This is a genomic window from Paenibacillus sp. J22R67, from assembly GCF_059692175.1.
Genome location: NZ_JCAUAX010000009.1, coordinates 1 through 20189, shown reverse-complemented (window position 1 = coordinate 20189; position 20189 = coordinate 1). Strand labels below are relative to the sequence as shown.

The following is a 20189-nucleotide window of genomic DNA, read 5'->3' as shown; positions in this document are numbered from 1 at the left end:
ATATAGCATACCTTAGTTTGATCTTTCTGTTCGAAAGAAAACCATCGGTATGCTATCTAATTTTTAAGAGATTTTACCTTGAAGCAATTCTAGCAGACGATTCAAATCGTCTTTTGAATAGTAGAGAAGTTCAATTTTGCCCTTATCCTGCTGACTCTTGATTTTCACCGTTGTTCGATAAATATCTCTTAATTGATCCTCAGCTTGGTTGATGTAGGGATCTCTATTCTTTTCTTTTTGCTTCGTTTTTTCTTTATCCTGACCTTGCGGCTCTTCTAACATTTTCACTGCTTCTTCAAGTTCACGAACGCTCCATTGTTTACTTATGGCGGTTTCAGCAAGTTCTTTTTTAATCTTGTCATCTTTGACACCAACAATGGCTCTTGCGTGACCCATGGATAATGTTCCACGTGAAACATATTGTTTGATTGCTTCTGGCAATTGAAGAAGTCTAAGGAAGTTCGCGATATGTGAACGGCTCTTTCCGACCTTTGCAGAAAGCTCTTCTTGCGTTAACGAGAACTGATCAATAATACCTTGATAAGCAAAAGCAATCTCCATCGCGTTTAGATCTTCCCGTTGAACATTCTCAATCAAAGCAATTTCCATGACCTGTTGGTCTGTGAAGTTTCTTTCGACTGCTGGAATCGTTGCAATTCCCGTTACCTGAGAAGCTCGGAATCTTCGCTCACCGGCAATGATTTCATACCCTTTAAGTACTTTACGAACGATAATAGGTTGGATGACACCATGTTCCCTAATCGAATCAGCTAACTCTTTAATACTATCTTCGTTAAAATGCTTTCTAGGTTGATAAGGGTTAGCTCTCAATTGTGCTAAAGGAATCTGAATAACTTTATCGCTTTCATCAATATGTAATGATGTAATTAAAGCATCCAGCCCTTTACCTAAACCTTTGTTTAGGCCTTTGGTCATATCGAGATCACTTCCTTCGCAAGCTCTAAATACACTTCCGCGCCTTTTGATCTAGGATCATAAGTAATAATCGATTGTCCATGACTGGGAGCTTCGCTTAAGCGAACGTTCCGCGGGATAATCGTTTGATATACTTTTGTCTGGAAATATTTCTTAACTTCCTCAATTACTTGAATGCCAAGGTTTGTTCTAGCATCAAACATCGTCAATAAAACACCTTCAATTTGAAGCCCTGTATTAAGATGCTTTTGGACCAAACGAACTGTATTAAGCAGTTGGCTTAATCCTTCAAGCGCGTAGTATTCACATTGAATTGGAATGATAACAGAATCTGCAGCAGTCAAAGAATTAATTGTAAGAAGACCTAATGATGGTGGACAATCAATAAGGATATAATCATACATATGTTTAACAAGTTGCAAAGACTTTTTCAAACGTACTTCCCTTGAGATTGTTGGAACAAGTTCAATCTCAGCTCCTGCTAGTTGAATTGTCGCAGGTACAATTTTAAGATTTGGAACGTTCGTATCCACTGTTGCATCTTTGGGGTGAACATCGTTAATAAGCACATCATAGATGCAATTCACGACATCGGCCTTGTTAATACCGATACCACTAGTCGTATTCCCCTGTGGATCGATGTCAACGAGAAGCACTCTCTTCCCTAATGAAGCTAAGGAAGCACCCAAATTCACAGAAGTTGTCGTCTTGCCGACGCCACCCTTCTGATTCGTTATTGCTATAATTTTAGACAAACCCATTTCACCTCAATCGCTTATGTTCCAAATGCCCTACTAAAGCAGTATATCTATCTTAACATATCTATCATTCAGTTACCTTATCTATATTTGATAGTTTTATCCCATAAGATGCAAAAAAACGGCTTGCGCCGTTTAAGGTAGCAATAAATGCTCAATTATTTTTAGGTATCTTAATTATGATTTCGTAGTGATCCTCATGATCCTTCTCAGACGTGTTTATATTCAAGCCTGAACTTGTAACCATTTCAACGGATTGGCGAATGGTGTTTAAAGCAAGTCGAACATCTTTGGAGAAAGATACACGACGTGACTTTTTAATCTTGGTTGCTTCCTTTAAAAAGTTAATCTTAATCTCTGTTTGCTTAACATTCAGCTCTTTAGCAATGACCTCTTCAAGAATCTTTACTTGCATTTCTTCTTGATCCAAAGAAAGCAAAGCCCTAGCATGACGTTCTGTGATCTTCCGCTCCATTAAAGCCATCTTAACAGGTTCGCTTAAATTTAAAAGGCGTATCTTATTCGCAATCGTTGATTGGCTCTTGCCTAAACGCTGCGCCAAGCTCTCTTGCGTTAAATCGTGCATCTCTATCAACTGTTGATAGGCAGCAGCCTCTTCGATTGCGGTTAATCCTTCACGCTGCAGATTCTCGATAAGAGCAATGGAAGCAGCTTGAGAATCATTGAAATCTCTCACAATAGCAGGAATTGTATCAAGACCGAGTTTCTTAACAGCTCTTAAGCGTCGTTCTCCGGCAATGAGCTCGAATGTATTGTTTTTGACTCTGACAACGATTGGCTGAATAACACCATGCGTTCGAATCGTTTGGCACAATTCATCAATACGATCATCATCAAATAAGGTTCTAGGTTGATATGGACTTGGAATTATAGTATTAACTGGTATGTTTTTGACCTCATCCGTCGACGAACGATCAGCAAGTCCAAATAGCTTTGAAATTTGTTCTTTCATAGGAAACCCTACCACCAACTCTTCCCGTAGTTTAAGCGACCATTACGATCCAAAGATAGACGACCTCTTCGTCCTACAGAACGAAAACGCTTGTCAAGAATACGGCGAAGTATGACAAGTGCAATCACATAAACTCACTACAAATAGAATAGATTCTTACTATTATATATTCTTCATCGAAGCTAGATTTCCTGCTTATAGCAATTGTGAAACTTAAATGAATAATGTTTCACGTGGAACATTTTCAATGCTTTACAAGCGGCTCTTTCAGTGGAATTCCAGCCTTTCTAGGATACTTAGCTGGTGTTGCAGCGAGCTTTTTAATTTCTACAAAATGCCTCGACGACTCCTCTATAGGTAGCTGCATCTTAAGAACTTTGATAACTTTGCCCTTCAACTCAGATAAACTATAAGAAGACTCGCTAAGTTCCTCTTCAATCTCTGAACCTTTCATAGCAATAAATGTACCATCCCTCTTTACAAAAGGAAGACAAAATTCGTTCAACACTTGAAGTTTTGCAACAGCTCTAGCCGTTACGAGGTCAAACTGATCACGATATTTAGGTAATCTAGCAATATCCTCCGCTCTACCATGAACACATTCTGTATCAGATAAACCTAGTTGTGATACTAGCTCTTTTAAAAACAAAATACGTTTATTCAAAGAATCAATGATCGTTACTTTCAGGTGAGGAAAAGCGATTTTCAAAGGAATGCTAGGAAACCCCGCACCTGAGCCAATATCTGCAATCGTAGATACATTGCTCATATCATAATTAAAAGAAACAGAAAGAGAGTCATAGAAATGCTTTACGTATACCTGCTCTCTCTCTGTAATACCTGTTAGATTCATTTTCTCATTCCACTCTACAAGTGTCTTAAAGTACAGCTCGAATTGTTCCAATTGTAGAGTAGAAAGATTTATCTGTTTTTCTTCTAAAAGCTGAACAAATTGTTGTTGAATAGCATCCATATGTTAACCTCTAGCCGCCGTGACTCTGTTATAGTGTTCCAAATATACAAGAAGGATAGAAATATCCGATGGTGTAACGCCCGCAATACGTGATGCTTGACCAATTGAGATCGGACGGATCTTAGCTAGCTTTTGCTTAGCTTCCGTTGCAATTCCATGAATTTCACTATATTCAATATCATCCGGAATCTTTTTCTTTTCCATTTTACGCAGACGCTCTACTTGATTACTCTGTTTCTCAATATAACCAGCATATTTCACTTGAATCTCGACCTGTTCCTTCATCTCATCATCCAATTCAAGTGGTGAAGGCGACATTTGCTCAATATGCTTATATTCAATTTCAGGACGACGAAGCAGTCCGATCGCTGGGACCGAATTATTCAAGATCACACTTTCCAAGCTTTCCAGAAGCTGTTGAACATGCGGCTCAGGTCTGATTTTATCTGTATTCAAACGTTCAATTTCTTGATCCACTAATGCTTTTTTCTTCAAAAACGTCGCATAACGCTCCTCAGAAATTAACCCAATATCGTGACCAATTGGTGTTAGACGTAAATCAGCATTATCGTGGCGAAGCAGCAAACGATATTCAGCACGAGAAGTTAATAGACGATATGGTTCATTCGTCCCTTTAGTAACTAGATCATCAATAAGAACACCAATGTACCCTTCGGATCGATCCAATACAACCGCATCTTTGCCTTGAACTTTACGAGCCGCGTTAATCCCAGCCATAACCCCTTGCCCAGCTGCTTCCTCATATCCGGAGGTTCCGTTAATTTGTCCAGCAGTAAATAATCCGTTAACAAGCTTAGTCTCCAAGGAAGGCTTCAATTGTGTAGGAACAACCGCATCATACTCAATGGCATAACCGGTACGCATCATTTCCACTTTTTCAAGACCAGGAATTGAGCGAAGAATGCCTAGCTGTACATCCTCCGGCATACTTGTAGATAAACCTTGTACGTAGTATTCGGATGTATTACGGCCTTCTGGTTCAAGGAAAATTTGATGCTTAGGCTTATCTGCAAAACGAACAATTTTATCTTCAATAGATGGGCAATATCTTGGCCCAGTACCTTCAATCGCTCCTGAAAACATTGGAGCACGGTGCAAATTGGAGTTAATAATGTTATGTGTTTCTTCAGACGTATACGTTAACCAACAAGGCAATTGTTCATTAGGAGAACCTGATTTGGTTTCAAAAGAGAAAAACTTAGGCTCATCATCACCAGGCTGAATTTCCGTTTTGCTAAAATCGATAGAATCTTTATGAACACGCGGCGGAGTTCCCGTTTTGAAACGAACGAGATCAAAACCTAATTTACGCAAAGATTCGGAAAGCTTCACAGAAGGTTGTTGGTTGTTCGGTCCGCTCTCGTACATTAGCTCGCCCATGATAACTTTTCCTCTTAGGTAAGTTCCCGTTGTAAGAACAATTGCTTTCGCATAATACTCAGCGCCTGTTTTTGTAATAACACCTTTGATTGTTCCATCTTCAACGATGAGTTCTTCAGCCATACCTTGACGTAACGTTAAGTTTGGCGTTGCTTCAATGGTTTCTTTCATTTTGTGCTGATACGAAAATTTGTCGGCTTGTGCGCGAAGTGCATGCACAGCTGGACCTTTGCCTGTATTCAACATACGCATTTGAATATAGGTTTTGTCGATGTTACGACCCATTTCGCCACCGATCGCGTCGATTTCCCGAACAACGTGGCCCTTTGCAGGACCACCAATAGATGGATTGCATGGCATGAAAGCAACCATATCCAAATTAATTGTTAAAAGTAGTGTATTACAGCCCATCCGGGCAGAAGCCAGAGCAGATTCGCAACCTGCATGTCCGGCGCCGATGACAATAACATCATAATCACCTGCATGATATCCCATAGTTCAAAGTCCCTCCCTCTTTTATGAAAACGAAAATGCTGTCGGTTTTCATTTACCTAAGCAGAATTGTGTAAAAATTTGATCGATCAACGACTCTCCAACAGAATCACCAATAATCTCTCCAAGCTGCTCCCAAGCTGCTCGAATATCTATTTGTATCATATCGATTGGCACGTATTGCTCGTTAGCCTCAAGCGCATCGTGTAACGAGCGTTTTGCTTGCTTCAACAATGATATATGTCGAACGTTGCTGACGTACGTCAAATCACTTGACTCTAGTTTACCCTCAAAGAAAATTGCAGCAATCGCTTTTTCTAAATTATCAATACCTTTATTCTCAATCAGAGATAACTCAACAATACGTTCCTGTGGAAAATAACTTAACACTTGATCAATATCTAACTTTCGACTTAAATCAATCTTATTCAAAATAACAATTGTTTGTTTCTCAGCTAATTGTTTCATCAGCACGATCTCATCTAATTGAAGCTCTTCATTGCTATTCAACACCAGTAAAATTAGATCTGCTTCAGCCAAAGCTGTTTTCGACCGCTCCACTCCGATTTGTTCCACGATATCTGTCGTTTCCCGGATCCCCGCTGTATCTAACAACTTGAGCGGGATACCACCAACATTAACAAATTCCTCAATGACATCCCTAGTTGTTCCTGGAATATCGGTTACAATCGCCCGATTCTCCTGCGCCAACTCATTCAACAACGAAGACTTCCCTACATTCGGTCTGCCGACGATGGCCGTTTCAATACCCTCACGTAGGATTTTACCTTGCTCAGCGGTCACCAAAAGACGGTCAATTTCAAGCATTACCGTGTCACACTTACTCTTTATGAAAGCATTCGTCATTTCTTCAACATCATGCTCTGGGTAATCAATATTAACTTCCACATGGGCCATTAACTCTACTAACACATAGCGCAAATGTTTGATTTGCTTCGACAAATTTCCTTCTACCTGCTTTAATGCCACTTTAAAAGCTCGGTCCGATTTAGCACGAATTAAGTCGATAACGGCTTCCGCTTGTGTCAAATCAATCCGACCATTAAGGAAAGCTCGCTTCGTGAATTCACCAGGTTCCGCCAATCGTATTCCTTGCTGAAGCAATAAATCCAGCACTTTTTTCACAGAAACAATGCCGCCGTGACAACTAACTTCGACTACATCTTCCATTGTAAAAGAACGCGGAGCTTTCATTAAAGTAACGAGAACCTCCTCTACCTTTTCGGCAGAAGCAGGTTCTATAATGAATCCATAATGTACCGTATGCGTCTCAGCATCAGATAATTTCGTTTTTGAGCGAAAAACACGCTCCACCAGTGGAACTGCTTCATCCCCGCTCACACGAATAACCGCTATCCCACCCTCACCGAGCGGCGTAGAAATAGCAGCAATCGTATCATTTAACATAGTATTTACACCTCGAATTTACCTCATCTTAAAGAAAAAGCAATGACTTATGCTCATGTCATTGCGGCTAAGGTTATTTGACGGCGATCACGACCCGACGATTCGGTTCTTCGCCTTTGCTATATGTTTTGACAACGGGATGTCCTTGCAATTCAGCATGAATAATCTTGCGTTCTTGCGAGTTCATCGGCTCCAAAATTACTTCTTTTTTCGACTTTATGACACGATTCGCTAACCTTAAAGCTAACTCCTCTAACGTCTTTTTGCGTCTATCTCGGAAATTCTCCGCATCTAGGATAATCCGAAAATGCGAATTCGCATAACGATTTGCGACAATATTAACCAAATATTGCAGCGCATCGAGGGTTTGTCCTCTTTTACCGATCAAAATACCTAGCTCCGAACCACTCATATTCAACTGGTAGCCTTCGCGATCCTTTGTCGTGTCTATGGTGATGGAAATTTTCATCGCTTCGAACATATCTTGTAAGAAAGCAATGGCTTCCTCTAGCGGATCTGGTATCAATTCAAGCTCAACCTTAGCTTCTTTGGAACCAATAAACCCGAACAACCCCCGGGAGGGTTGTTCCAAAATATGAATCTTTACACGATCCTCCGAAACCTGCCATTGAGTAAGACCGGCTTTAACCGCTAACTCAATAGTTTTTCCAGTCACCACAATTTTTTTCATTTGGACAGGCCACCCTTATTATTTTGAGATCCAGGATCTTTTTGTTTTCCAGGAGAACCATAAATAAAGTAAGACTGAATAATGGTGAAGATATTACCGTAAATCCAGTAAAGTGGCAGCGCAGCTGCGAAATTCATGGACATCACGAAAATCATAACCGGGAAAATGTATAGTAAGCTTTTCATTTGTTGATTCATTTGAGAAGACATAAACATTTGCTGAACGAATGTTGTTGCCGCGGCAATGATCGGAAGAATGTAATAGTGATCAGGCTGTCCTAAATTCATCCATAAAAAAGTATGCTCTCGAATATGATCATTACGCATGATAGCTTGATAAAGCGCAATCAGAATTGGCATTTGAACAATGATTGGGAAACACCCAGCTAACGGATTCACACCATTTGACTGAAATAACTTCATTGTTTCTTCCTGCTGCTTCTTCGCATCATCTTTATACTTTTCTTTAAGCTTCTTCATCTCAGGCTGCAACTCTTGCATCCGTTTAGAGCTCTTATACTGTTTCAGCGTCAGAGGCAAAATGATGAGACGAATAATTAGGGTTACGACCAAAATGGATAAGCCATATTGACCCCATAACTTGACGGCGAACCAGTCGAGTGTCTGCGAAAGCGGGTACACGAAATATTTTACAAAAAAACCTGCCGTATTAGGATCAATTGGTGCCATAGCAGCGCTACTAGGACTACATCCTGACAACAATAAGATCAACGCAGAAAGAGCTGCAAGCAAATAGAGTCGACGAGTCAAAATGAGATCCTCCTAAATATCTTTTCCAACATAAACTATAACACAATTTAACCGCGAAAAGAAATAATGCTTCACTTTTTTATTGTGTCATTTCTTTTTAATAAAGAAGCTTTTCGGATTACATGCCAAATGCTTTTCTCCATCTCGGCATAATCCATATCTACCGCGGGTTTCCTGGCCAATAAAATGTAATCATAATGCGGCGTCATATTCTCTTTTTTCAACCGGATGATCTCTTTCACCATTCGCCTCAAGCGGTTCCGAACAACCGCATTCCCCACTTTTTTGCTCACTGATATACCAAGTCGGAAATTCTCCAACTTAGGCTGAGGTAAATAATAAAGAACAAATTGGTGGTTGGCCATTGATTTGCCATATCGATAAATCTTATTGAAGTCTTCTCTTTTAGCTAATCTATATTCTTTTTCCACAGACATGTACGCTCCAGACCATTAACTTCAGATAAGATAAATCACCATTAGGCATCTTATCTATTTTTGACCGAAAAAACGGCATATAAACTGATCCATCTAAATGCAAAAAAAAAAGCCCCTTCCGGAGCCTCTTTTTACGCGCTAAGAATTTTTCTTCCTTTAAGACGACGAGCTTGTAGAACTTTACGGCCGTTCTTCGTGCTCATTCTTTTACGGAAACCATGATTCTTCTTACGCTTTCTCGTATTCGGGTTAAACGTCGGACCCATCTATAGCACCTCCCTATCTGAGGATATCCATCCTACAAAATTTCTACTACTCATTAAATCATATAACACTTAAGAAAGTCAACCTACCCGAGCGTGCAGAAGGAAATGCCAAATCAATCATATTAAATCGAAAAAGAATAACCTGTGTATAAAATTTATCCACTGAAAAGAGAAGCTTGTCGAAAATCAACAGAATATTAACAATATCTTGTGTTGTGAACAATTTCTATGCACAACTTGTTGTAATTGTGGATAATACCAAACAATCCGTTGATTAACAAGCTATCTTTTGATAAGATGATAATGTTTCTGTTGTGGATATACATGACCATTTCTCCGATTTATCAACAGTCTGTGGATAACATTGTGAACAAAATTCCCTCTACAAGAATAAGTCATTTTAACCGATTCTTAATAATGTGGATAAAACGACAAATGCCGTCCTTTTTTGACCCCATCAGACATGAAGGTTCTTTTCGCCGTAAATCGCGCAGAATATACTCTGATTGCGTTCAATCTAATCTAATTTCGGATCGCTCCAGTTAGAGCTTCAACCATAATGATTTATACACAGATCGCATTATCTGAAACCTGGCCTTTACGCCACATGTTTGATTTTAAAGGAGTGAATTACTGTGGAAGGCCATTCTACGGACTTATGGCAGCAAATCTTGACGATTATCCAAACTAAACTCAGCAAACCTAGCTTCGATACTTGGCTAAAATCGACCAAAGCGACAGTTTTTAACGACTCGACTGTCGTTATTTGTGCGCCCAACAATTTTGCCCAGGAATGGTTAGAAAGCCGCTACACAAAGCTAATTGAAGGCACAATCTATGATTTCACCGGCAAACACGTTTCCGTGAAATTCATCATTGAGACCGAAGAACAGAAAGCGCAGTCCGGCTCGACTCAACCGGCTGTTATACCACCCAAAGGTCCTGCGATTGTGGCTGGCGAAGAAAATTTCACGAATATGATGAATTCGAGATACACTTTCGATACCTTCGTTATCGGATCAGGCAATCGATTCGCGCACGCAGCGTCACTAGCTGTAGCCGAAGCACCAGCGAAAGCTTACAATCCGCTCTTTTTATACGGAGGCGTTGGTTTAGGAAAGACCCATTTGATGCATGCGATTGGTCATTACGTGCTGGAACATAACCCTGGGGCCCGCGTTTTATATATTTCATCAGAGAAATTTACGAATGAATTCATTAATGCTGTCCGTGATAACCGCGGCGAAGGGTTCCGCAATAAATATAGAACAATCGACGTACTATTAATTGACGATATTCAATTCCTCGCCGGTAAAGAAGGTACGCAGGAGGAATTTTTCCATACATTTAACGCCCTTCATGAAGAAGGTAAGCAAATTATTATCTCCAGTGACCGGCCTCCCAAAGAGATTCCAACTCTGGAGGACCGCTTGCGCTCTAGGTTTGAGTGGGGGTTGATTACCGATATCCAGCCACCTGACTTGGAGACGCGCATCGCGATTTTGCGGAAAAAAGCGAAAGCTGAGAACCTTGAAATCCCGAATGAAGCGATGATCTATATCGCGAATCAAATTGATACGAACATCCGTGAGCTTGAGGGTGCTCTAATAAGAGTGGTTGCCTACTCCTCTCTAATTAATCAGGATATTAGCGTGCATTTGACCGCCGAAGCTTTGAAGGATATTATTCCTTCGAATCGGCCAAGGGTCATAACGATACAGGATATTCAGCAGCGTGTTGGTGAATTCTATGGATTAAAGCTCGAGGATTTTAAAGCGCGCAAACGAACTAAAGCCGTAGCTTTCCCTAGACAGGTCGCTATGTACCTGTCACGAGAGCTGACGGACTTCTCTTTGCCAAAAATCGGAGATAATTTCGGTGGCCGCGACCACACAACGGTTATCCATGCCCATGAAAAAATATCGCAAATGTTGAAAGTGGACCAGGAGCTCTATAAGATCGTTCATAATCTGACGGAGCGTATCAAAAACCCCTCTTAATAACATTTGATTTCGGGTGAGCCTATACACAATCTATGCACATGTGGATAGGCTTGCTCTATATACGGTTCATCCACATATCCACATATCCAGAGCCCCTACTGCTATTACTAATAAAGAATGTTATTATATATAGATATGCTAACGCACCCCAAAAAAGAACTGCAGGAGTGAAGTCATGAAATTAACGATCCTTAAAGACCATTTAATAGAATCCATTGGTCACGTTTCCAAAGCCATTTCGTCACGTACAACAATTCCTATCCTTACAGGGATCAAAATAGATGCAACCTTAAGCGGTGTAACCCTTACGGCAAGCGATACCGATATTTCTATTCAAAGCTTTACGCCAAGCGAAAATGGTACGAACAAAATCATTCAGTTATTTCAAGCCGGTAGTGTTGTGCTTCCAGCTAAATTTTTTGTTGAGATTATTCGTAAACTCCCTGCTCAACTGATTGAAATTGAAGTAGGTAATAATTTTCAAACCATCATTCGATCAGGTTCCTCCGAAATTCAAATAATGGGCCTAGACCCAGATGAATATCCACTGCTGCCAGAAATCGAAGAAAGCAAAATGTTACGTCTTCCAAGCGATTTGCTTAAAACAATGATTAAACAGACGTCCTACGCAGTGTCGACGAATGAGTCTACGCCGATTCTTACGGGTGTACTTTGGAATATCACTGGTGATAAACTGAAGTTTATTGCTTGTGACCGTCATCGTCTTGCTAGCCGAGAAGTTACTGTTGATAACGAAAATGCGCAAAATTTGCCTAATATTGTTATTTCAGGCCGTACCCTGAATGAATTAAGCAAAATTTTGCCAGATCAAAACTCACTTATAGATATAGTTATTGCGGACAATCAGGTTTTATTCAAAATTCATTCGATTTTATTTTACTCACGCATTTTGGACGGTACGTATCCAGATACATCAAAACTCATTCCTCAGTCTTTTCAAACGGAAATGGTTGTTCCGACAAAAGAATTGGCTGAAGCCATCGATCGCGCTTACCTCCTTTCCAAAGAGGATAAGACGAATATTGTTAAGATGATGATGCAGGAAGACCAGACGATCGAAATTTCATCCAGCTCGTCTGAGCTCGGTAAAGTGACGGAGCAAATTAACCTGCAGCATATTGTCGGTGATTTGCTCAAAATCTCTTTTAACTCCAAATATATGCTTGATGCACTCAAAGTTCTCGACTCAGAGTTTATTCATATTGGATTTACTGGAGCTATGCAACCTATCATCATGAAGCCGCAAGATTCGACAAACATTCTACAGCTGATCTTGCCATATCGAACAACGAACTAAGGAGTGCTCCAGTATGAAACAAATCGCGATTAACACGGATTACATTACGCTCGGGCAGTTTCTCAAGTTATCGGACTGCATATCCACAGGTGGACAAGCCAAATTTTTTGTTGTGGATACAAAAATCGAAGTGAACGGACAAGCTGAAAATCGCAGAGGACGGAAACTCGTCCCGAAAGATATCGTTACCGTGGAGGGTTTCGGACAATTCGAAGTCGTTAGCTCCTGATTGGGCCAAGCCAGGAGGATGAGTAATCATGTTTTTGAACAGACTCGCGCTTAAGTCTTACCGAAATTACGATCAGATCGAGTTGACCACGGATAGCAATGTCAATATTTTTGTTGGGCCTAACGCACAAGGTAAAACAAATTTATTGGAATCCATTTATGTTTTGGCAATGACCAAATCACATCGTACTCACCAAGACAAAGAACTAATAGGCTGGAACGGCGACCAGACACAGCTGCATGCTCAGATCCAGAAGCGGTATGGCAATTGTCAACTTGACCTCTCTATTTCAACCAAAGGCAAGAAAGCAAAAATTAACGGACTCGAGCAGAAAAAGCTCAGTAACTTTATAGGTGCGCTTAATGTTGTTATGTTTGCGCCGGAAGATTTAGAAATAGTCAAAGGCACCCCTGGAATAAGACGACGGTTTCTCGATATGGAGATTGGCCAAGTGCAGCCCTCTTATCTCTATGATTTATCGCAATATCAGAAAATTTTGCTTCAGCGAAACAATTATTTAAAGCAAAATTTCGCTGGAAAAGGCTCTACAGACGCGATGTTGGATATTTGGAATGAACAATTAGCACTGTATGGTGTTAAAATTATGAAAAAGCGTCAAAACTTTATAAAGAAGCTGCAACAATGGGCTGAAACGATCCATCGAGGAATTACGAATGACAGCGAAGAGCTCCTCATTCGCTACTCCCCTTCGTTTGACATGGGCTCGTTTGAAGATGAATCTGTTTTATTAAACCAATTTATGATAAAGTTATCATTGGTCAGAGATCAGGAATTCCGAAGAGGCGTTACACTTGTTGGACCTCATCGCGACGATCTTCTTTTTTACATCAATGACAAAGAAGTCCAAACCTACGGCTCTCAAGGGCAGCAGCGAACAACTGCACTATCCCTTAAGCTGGCGGAGATTGAACTCATCCATGAGGAAGTTGGCGAATATCCTCTTTTATTGCTTGATGATGTGCTTTCAGAGCTTGATGAATATAGGCAGACGCAGTTGATCCGCACGTTTCAGGAAAAAGTGCAAACATTTATCACCACGACGGGTCTAGAGAGTGTCCATTTGGACCAACTGAACCATGCTTCCGTGTTTCATGTTTTGAAAGGAAATGTAAGTGGCAGGAGCTGAGGAGCATGTTTATTCATTTGGGTGGAGAAAAAATTATTCGAGCTTCCGAACTGATTGCAATATTCGATATCTCGATAGAAAAATCCTCAAAAATATCGAAACAATTCATTCTACAAGCAGTTAAGGATAAAAAAACAGAAAAAATCGGTGAGGAAGAATGCAAATCACTCGTTGTTACGAAAAGTAAGGTGTATTATTCCCCGATCTCCTCTACCACGCTCAAGAAAAGAGCGCATCTTTTGTTAACGAACTAACCTTTTGTTGTTCACATAAAAGAGTATAAGAGGTTTATCTCACTATAAAAAAGCAGGTGGAGATTAACATGTCCGTGAATCAAAATGCGTACGATGACAGTCAGATTCAGGTACTTGAAGGTTTAGAGGCCGTACGAAAACGGCCGGGCATGTACATTGGCTCGACAAGCGCCCGTGGACTTCACCATCTCGTATGGGAAGTTGTCGATAACAGTATCGATGAGGCATTAGCCGGGTTCTGTACCAAGATTGATGTCATAGTTCATAAGAATAATAGCGTTACCGTTATTGATAATGGCCGTGGAATTCCTGTCGGTGAAAATGCGAAGCTCAAGCGTCCGACTTTGGAAGTTGTTCTTACGGTTCTTCATGCCGGCGGTAAGTTCGGTGGAGATGATTCCGGTTATAAGGTATCAGGCGGTCTGCACGGGGTAGGTATTTCGGTAGTTAATGCATTGTCTGAGCTTCTTACTGTTCAAGTAAAGCGTGAAGGCAAAGTGCATCAGCAAGAATATCGCCGCGGTGCGCCACAGTATGATGTGAAAGTGATCGGCGAAACCGAAGAGACAGGTACGCAAGTAACGTTCCAGCCAGATCCTGAGATTTTCAAAGAGACGACAGAATATGACTTTGACATTCTTCAGTCCAGGATTCGTGAGCTTGCCTTCCTCAACAAGGGAATCGAGATTAATTTGATCGACGAGCGTACAGATGTGGCCACAACTCATATGTACGAGGGCGGGATTATTTCATTCGTGCAGCATTTGAATAGAAATCGTGAAGTCGTCAATGAGCTGCCGATCTATGTAGAGGGTTCCAAGGATAATATCTCTATTGAGATCGCGCTTCAGTACAACGACAGCTATACGGAAAATATCTACTCTTTCGCAAATAACATCAACACCCATGAAGGCGGTACGCACGAATCAGGTTTTAAAAGCGCGCTTACGCGGATTCTGAATGATTATGCTCGTAAATCGAACTCCCTGAAAGAAAGCGACTCTAACCTTTCTGGTGATGATGTCCGTGAGGGGCTTGCTGCGATTATTTCCGTGAAAATTCCGGAGCCTCAATTCGAAGGGCAAACGAAAACGAAACTAGGAAACAGCGAAGTCCGCGGTATTGTCGAGTCTTTATTTGCAGAGAAGCTGCAAACCTTCATGGAAGAAAACCCAGCAGTTGCTAAGCGTATCCTGGAAAAAGGGATTCAAGCAGCAAGAGCTAGGGAAGCAGCACGCAAAGCGAGAGAACTGACTCGCCGTAAAAGTGCTCTGGAAGTAAGTGCTCTGCCAGGTAAACTTGCAGATTGTTCCTCCAAAGATGCTTCTATCAGTGAGATTTACATCGTAGAAGGTGACTCTGCAGGTGGATCAGCTAAGCAAGGGCGTGATCGTCACTTCCAAGCGATTCTTCCACTTCGCGGAAAAATTTTGAACGTAGAGAAGGCCAGATTGGATCGTATTTTATCTAATACGGAGATTCGGGCGATGATTACAGCTTTTGGTACGGGGATCAGCGATGATTTCGATATCAATAAAGCTCGTTATCACAAAATTATTATTATGACAGATGCCGACGTTGACGGAGCCCATATTCGTACACTCCTTCTTACGTTCTTCTACAGATACATGAAAAAGCTGATTGAAACCGGTTATGTATATATTGCACAGCCTCCTCTTTTCAAATTGGAAAGAAATAAAACCATACGTTATGCCTACAACGAAAAGCAAAGAGAAACGATCATGCAAGAGTTTGGTGAAGGTGCCAAAGTCAATGTACAGCGTTACAAAGGACTTGGTGAGATGAATCCTGAACAGTTATGGGAAACCACGATGGATCCAGAAAGCCGTACCTTGCTGCAAGTGACGATCGAAGATGCGATTGAAGCGGATACCCTATTTGATTCTTTGATGGGAGATAACGTAGAACCTAGAAGAGATTTCATCGAGGAACACGCAATTTACGTGAAAAATCTAGATGTCTAAACGTCTTAGACGTTGTTAACGATGTAAGCTTTCAGGAGGAACATTCATGAGCGAAGAATTACGTTCGCAAGTCAAAGAAATTGACATTTCTACCGAAATGCGTACATCCTTCTTAGACTATGCGATGAGTATCATTGTCAGTCGTGCACTGCCAGATGTAAGGGATGGCCTGAAGCCGGTTCATCGTCGTATTCTATTTGCGATGTCTGAACTGGGCATGTCTCCAGATAAACCATATAAGAAATCAGCGAGAATCGTCGGCGAAGTTATCGGTAAGTATCATCCACATGGGGATTCGGCTGTTTATGAAACCATGGTTCGGATGGCACAAGACTTCTCCCTTCGTTACATGCTCGTTGATGGGCATGGTAACTTTGGGTCAATCGACGGCGATATGGCGGCAGCCATGCGTTATACGGAAGCACGCTTGTCCAAAATTGCGATGGAACTTCTACGTGATATCAACAGAGAGACGATCGATTATGCGCCTAACTATGATGGTGAAGAACAAGAACCTGTTGTTCTCCCATCACGTTTTCCTAACTTGCTTGTGAACGGAAGCTCAGGTATCGCGGTAGGAATGGCTACGAATATTCCTCCGCATAACCTTCGAGAAGTTATTGAGGGTATTCAGATGCTGATCCAGAATCCTGAAATAACGCCTTTGGAGCTGATGACAGCGATCAAAGGGCCGGATTTCCCGACGGCTGGATTTATTCTGGGCCGTGAGGGCATCAGACAAGCCTACACGACAGGTAGAGGCTCTGTTACGATGCGAGCTAGAACCGTAATTGAAGAAAATAACAATAAGGCTAGAATCATCGTTAATGAGCTGCCTTATCAAGTCAATAAAGCTAGATTAGTTGAGAAGATTGCCGAACTCGTTCGCGAGAAAAAGATTGACGGTATCACCGATCTTCGTGATGAATCAGATCGTAACGGAATGCGCGTTGTGATCGAGCTTCGCAGAGATGTGAATCCGAACGTCGTTCTGAATAACTTGTTTAAACAGACGGCTATGCAGTCTAACTTCGGTATCATTATGTTGGCGCTGGTTAATGGGCAACCAAGAGTATTGAATCTTCGTGAGATGCTTCAGTACTATCTCAAACACCAGCAGGAAGTAATTCGCCGCAGAACTGAGTATGATTTGCGCAAAGCAGAAGCGCGCGCTCATATCTTGGAAGGCTTGCGAATCGCATTGGATCATCTGGATCAAGTTATCGCATTGATACGTGCTTCCAGAACAACCGAGGAGGCTAGAGATGGCCTCATCAACACGTTTAATTTGAGCTATGATCAGGCTCAAGCTATTCTGGACATGCGCCTACAGCGTTTAACCGGATTAGAACGAGAGAAAATTGAAGCTGAATACGCAGAGCTCATGAAGAAAATCGCTGAACTTAAAGCGATTCTTGCTGACGAGCAGCTGATTCTAGCAATCATTAGTGAAGAACTCAATGAAATAAAAGAGAAATTCGGTGACGAACGCCGTTCCGAAATTACGATTGGTGAGGAAAGCATTGAAGATGAAGACCTCATTCCACGTGAAGACGTCGTTATTACGATTACGCATACAGGTTACATTAAGCGACTACCAGTCACCACGTATAAGAACCAGAAGCGTGGAGGACGAGGAATTGTCGGAATGGGAACCAAAGACGACGATTTCGTGGAACACTTGTTCGTGACCAATACCCATCATTACCTAATGTTCTTTACGAATAAAGGTAAAGTGTATCGGTTGAAAGCTTATGAGATTCCTGATTTGAGCCGGACTGCGCGTGGAACACCGATTATCAACTTGATCCAAATCGAGCAAGGTGAAACGATCAATGCTGTGATCCCAGTCGAGAGCTTCGAGACAGATCAATTCTTATTCTTTGCAACGAAGCAAGGTGTTGTGAAGAAAACGCCAATTGACGATTACTCCAATATCCGTAAAGGTGGATTAATCGCTATTAATTTGCGTGACGATGATGATCTTATCGGCGTCAAATTAACTGACGGCAATCAAGGTATCATTATGGGGACCAAACTCGGCATGTCGATCCATTTCCCGGAGCAAGATGTACGTTCTATGGGTAGATCGGCTACTGGGGTAAAAGGTATCCAGCTTGATGAAGAAGATGCTGTAATCGATATGGACGTAGTCCATGAAGATAATAGTGTATTGATTGTAACGTCTAAGGGCTTCGGTAAAAGAACGCCTGTTTCCGAGTACCGTATTCAATCACGTGGTGGTAAAGGGATCAAAACCTTAAACGTCACAGATAAGAATGGTCCTGTGGTGGGTCTTAAAATCGTTCAAGAGGACGAAGATCTCATGATCATCACCGCTTCAGGTACGGTCATTCGGACAAGTATGGATGGTATTTCGGTTATGGGCCGTAACACCCAAGGTGTGCGTCTTATCAACATTCGTGAAGATGATGAAGTTGGAACCTTGGCGCGTGTACAGAAGAACGAAGATCAGAATGAGAACGAAGAAGACGGCGATTGGGAAGAAAGCGAAACTGAATCGACGGATACAGAATAATAAATTGCAGGGATGGGCTTACAAACCCATCCCTTTTCCTTTACAATAGCATGTATAAGATAAAGAGTAAGGTGAGTGAGTGATCGTGCCGACAGTAGCCGTTTCTCAATTAAAGTATGGTGAAAAACTAGGAGATAATGTAACAACGAAATTGGGGAATGTCCTCTTCAATAAAGGGAAAATCCTTAATGAGAGAGATCTTGAGATTCTTAAAGCTTTTTTGATTGCTTCTGTCTATATTGAATCAAAGAACGGCATTGAGCCGGAGGGAGCCATTGAGGACGCGAAAGCGAAAGAAGTTGCATCTGTTCCTCCTTTTTATATAGAGTATCAGAACTTGTTAAAGCTACTTAAACGCGTTTTTTTGCTTGCGAACGGCGGACAACCTTTACCCATCCTAGATATTCGTAACGGGCTAGAAGCACTTATTGAGCATATCGATACCTACAAAGTACTCACTTTTACTCCCAAAAATCGCAATTTGCAAGATTACATATATCATAAAAGCATTATGGTTAGTTTGACCTCGTACTGCTTAGCTAGATGGCATGGTCTGCCACAGAAAGATTTAATGCAAATCGCTCTAGCTGGTCTCCTGCATGATATCGGCATTTCCAAAGTAGACTCATCCATCCTAGAGAAGAAGGGTCGTTTGATGGAGTCTGAGATGGAGGAGATCAAACAGCATACTCTGATTGGCTATCAGATCCTGAAAAACATTTCAGGGATCAACGAAGGTGTTAAATTAACAGCTGTTCAGCATCACGAACGTGAAGATGGATCAGGTTATCCTTTAGGAGTGAAAGGCGACAAGCTTCATATTTACGCCAAGATCGTTGCAATCGCTGATATTTATAATGCCATGACGAACGAACGTTTTCACAAAACAGCTATGTCCCCCTACCTCGTATTGGAGCAGCTCTTTACGGAATCATTCGGAAAAGTGGATCCAACTTTAGTTCAAGTGTTTATTAACAAGGCAACACAAATTAGCAATGGAACACTTGTAAAACTTAGTGATAATCGTGTTGGAGAGATTATTTTCTCAGATCGCTCACAGCCGACAAGACCTTGGGTGAATGTCAATGGAACGATCATCAACCTAACGCTAGAGCGAAGCTTATTTATCCAGGAAGTAATCGGACAATAGAGAAGAAAAGCCCCTTATTCAGGGGTTTTTCTTTATTTTAAAAAAGAAATAAAGAAATGCTTGCATTCTGTTTCTAGATTTGTTATATTACTCCTTGTCGCTTCGGCGGTCGAACGAAAGAACGAAAGCAACTTAAAAAAAAGTTCTTGCAATCGAATAGGCTGATGTGGTATATTGATCAGGTCGCTTTTGAAGGCGATGGATGAATAAGGAAGAAATTGATCTTTGAAAACTGAACAACGAGTGAGTAAGCACAGTCGAGTAATCGACTATAAAAGAGATGAATAATCTCGCTAGCAAGTCAATGAGTACAATTAAGCTTTTCTACTATGGAGAGTTTGATCCTGGCTCAGGACGAACGCTGGCGGCGTGCCTAATACATGCAAGTCGAGCGGAGCACTTCGGTGCTTAGCGGCGGACGGGTGAGTAACACGTAGGT

At 41.3% G+C, this 20189-nt stretch carries 18 protein-coding genes and 1 rRNA gene; 9 read left to right on the top strand and 10 right to left on the bottom strand.

The annotated features are described in order from the left end of the window. Nucleotides 1-63: 63 nt before the first annotated feature. The 10 genes from AC58VC_RS27415 to rpmH form a co-directional block, all read right to left on the bottom strand. Nucleotides 64-936: a ParB/RepB/Spo0J family partition protein gene (locus AC58VC_RS27415; protein WP_497373349.1), complete on the bottom strand. Its 873-nt coding sequence runs from the start codon at nt 934-936 to the stop codon at nt 64-66. Continuing rightward, nucleotides 933-1691 (bottom strand): ParA family protein, encoded by a 759-nt coding sequence (locus AC58VC_RS27410; protein WP_161406876.1) that lies wholly within the window; start codon nt 1689-1691, stop codon nt 933-935. The genes AC58VC_RS27415 and AC58VC_RS27410 overlap by 4 nt, the downstream gene beginning before the upstream one ends. Nucleotides 1692-1848: 157 nt before the next feature. Further along, nucleotides 1849-2667 carry a nucleoid occlusion protein gene (noc, locus tag AC58VC_RS27405; RefSeq protein ID WP_497373347.1) on the bottom strand — a complete coding sequence of 273 codons (819 nt, stop codon included), beginning with the start codon at nt 2665-2667 and terminating at the stop codon, nt 1849-1851. A 244-nt stretch (nt 2668-2911) separates the two neighbouring features. After that, complete coding sequence (gene rsmG, locus AC58VC_RS27400) at nt 2912-3640, bottom strand: 16S rRNA (guanine(527)-N(7))-methyltransferase RsmG (RefSeq protein WP_497373345.1); 729 nt, start codon at nt 3638-3640, stop codon at nt 2912-2914. A 3-nt stretch (nt 3641-3643) separates the two neighbouring features. Further along, entirely contained in the window at nt 3644-5536 is a 1893-nt protein-coding gene (mnmG, locus tag AC58VC_RS27395) for a tRNA uridine-5-carboxymethylaminomethyl(34) synthesis enzyme MnmG (RefSeq protein ID WP_497373343.1), read from the bottom strand. A 48-nt stretch (nt 5537-5584) separates the two neighbouring features. Next, nucleotides 5585-6961 (bottom strand): tRNA uridine-5-carboxymethylaminomethyl(34) synthesis GTPase MnmE, encoded by a 1377-nt coding sequence (gene mnmE / locus AC58VC_RS27390; protein WP_497373341.1) that lies wholly within the window; start codon nt 6959-6961, stop codon nt 5585-5587. 73 nt (nt 6962-7034) lie between these two features. Further along, a complete protein-coding gene (gene jag, locus AC58VC_RS27385; RefSeq protein WP_497373339.1) occupies nt 7035-7652 on the bottom strand; it encodes an RNA-binding cell elongation regulator Jag/EloR in 618 nt (205 codons plus the stop codon). After that, nucleotides 7649-8422 carry a membrane protein insertase YidC gene (gene yidC / locus AC58VC_RS27380; protein ID WP_497373337.1) on the bottom strand — a complete coding sequence of 258 codons (774 nt, stop codon included), beginning with the start codon at nt 8420-8422 and terminating at the stop codon, nt 7649-7651. The genes jag and yidC overlap by 4 nt, the downstream gene beginning before the upstream one ends. A 71-nt stretch (nt 8423-8493) precedes the next feature. After that, nucleotides 8494-8853, bottom strand: a complete 360-nt coding sequence (gene rnpA, locus AC58VC_RS27375; protein ID WP_497373335.1) for a ribonuclease P protein component — start codon at nt 8851-8853, stop codon at nt 8494-8496. Nucleotides 8854-8990: 137 nt separating this feature from the next. Beyond that, nucleotides 8991-9125, bottom strand: a complete 135-nt coding sequence (gene rpmH, locus AC58VC_RS27370) for a 50S ribosomal protein L34 (protein WP_029196162.1) — start codon at nt 9123-9125, stop codon at nt 8991-8993. Nucleotides 9126-9760: 635 nt separating this feature from the next. Here rpmH and dnaA point away from each other — a divergent pair. The 9 genes from dnaA to AC58VC_RS27325 all read left to right on the top strand — a co-directional run. Then, on the top strand, nt 9761-11125 hold the full coding sequence (gene dnaA, locus AC58VC_RS27365) for a chromosomal replication initiator protein DnaA (RefSeq protein WP_497373333.1): 1365 nt from the start codon (nt 9761-9763) through the stop codon (nt 11123-11125). 178 nt (nt 11126-11303) lie between these two features. Next, a complete protein-coding gene (dnaN, locus tag AC58VC_RS27360; RefSeq protein ID WP_497373331.1) occupies nt 11304-12446 on the top strand; it encodes a DNA polymerase III subunit beta in 1143 nt (380 codons plus the stop codon). Nucleotides 12447-12459: 13 nt separating this feature from the next. Further along, nucleotides 12460-12675: a S4 domain-containing protein YaaA gene (gene yaaA / locus AC58VC_RS27355; protein WP_127454096.1), complete on the top strand. Its 216-nt coding sequence runs from the start codon at nt 12460-12462 to the stop codon at nt 12673-12675. A 28-nt stretch (nt 12676-12703) separates the two neighbouring features. After that, nucleotides 12704-13822, top strand: coding sequence for a DNA replication/repair protein RecF (gene recF, locus AC58VC_RS27350; RefSeq protein ID WP_497373329.1), 1119 nt, complete (start codon nt 12704-12706; stop codon nt 13820-13822). 5 nt (nt 13823-13827) lie between these two features. Then, nucleotides 13828-14076 (top strand): extracellular matrix regulator RemB, encoded by a 249-nt coding sequence (gene remB / locus AC58VC_RS27345; RefSeq protein WP_161406867.1) that lies wholly within the window; start codon nt 13828-13830, stop codon nt 14074-14076. Between the two features lie 68 nt (nt 14077-14144). Continuing rightward, a complete protein-coding gene (gyrB, locus tag AC58VC_RS27340) occupies nt 14145-16061 on the top strand; it encodes a DNA topoisomerase (ATP-hydrolyzing) subunit B (RefSeq protein WP_497373327.1) in 1917 nt (638 codons plus the stop codon). A 46-nt stretch (nt 16062-16107) separates the two neighbouring features. Continuing rightward, on the top strand, nt 16108-18600 hold the full coding sequence (gene gyrA, locus AC58VC_RS27335; RefSeq protein WP_497373325.1) for a DNA gyrase subunit A: 2493 nt from the start codon (nt 16108-16110) through the stop codon (nt 18598-18600). Nucleotides 18601-18685: 85 nt separating this feature from the next. Then, entirely contained in the window at nt 18686-19750 is a 1065-nt protein-coding gene (locus tag AC58VC_RS27330) for an HD-GYP domain-containing protein (RefSeq protein WP_497373323.1), read from the top strand. Between the two features lie 326 nt (nt 19751-20076). Continuing rightward, nucleotides 20077-20189: ribosomal RNA gene (locus AC58VC_RS27325) — 16S ribosomal RNA — on the top strand; the annotation flags it as partial.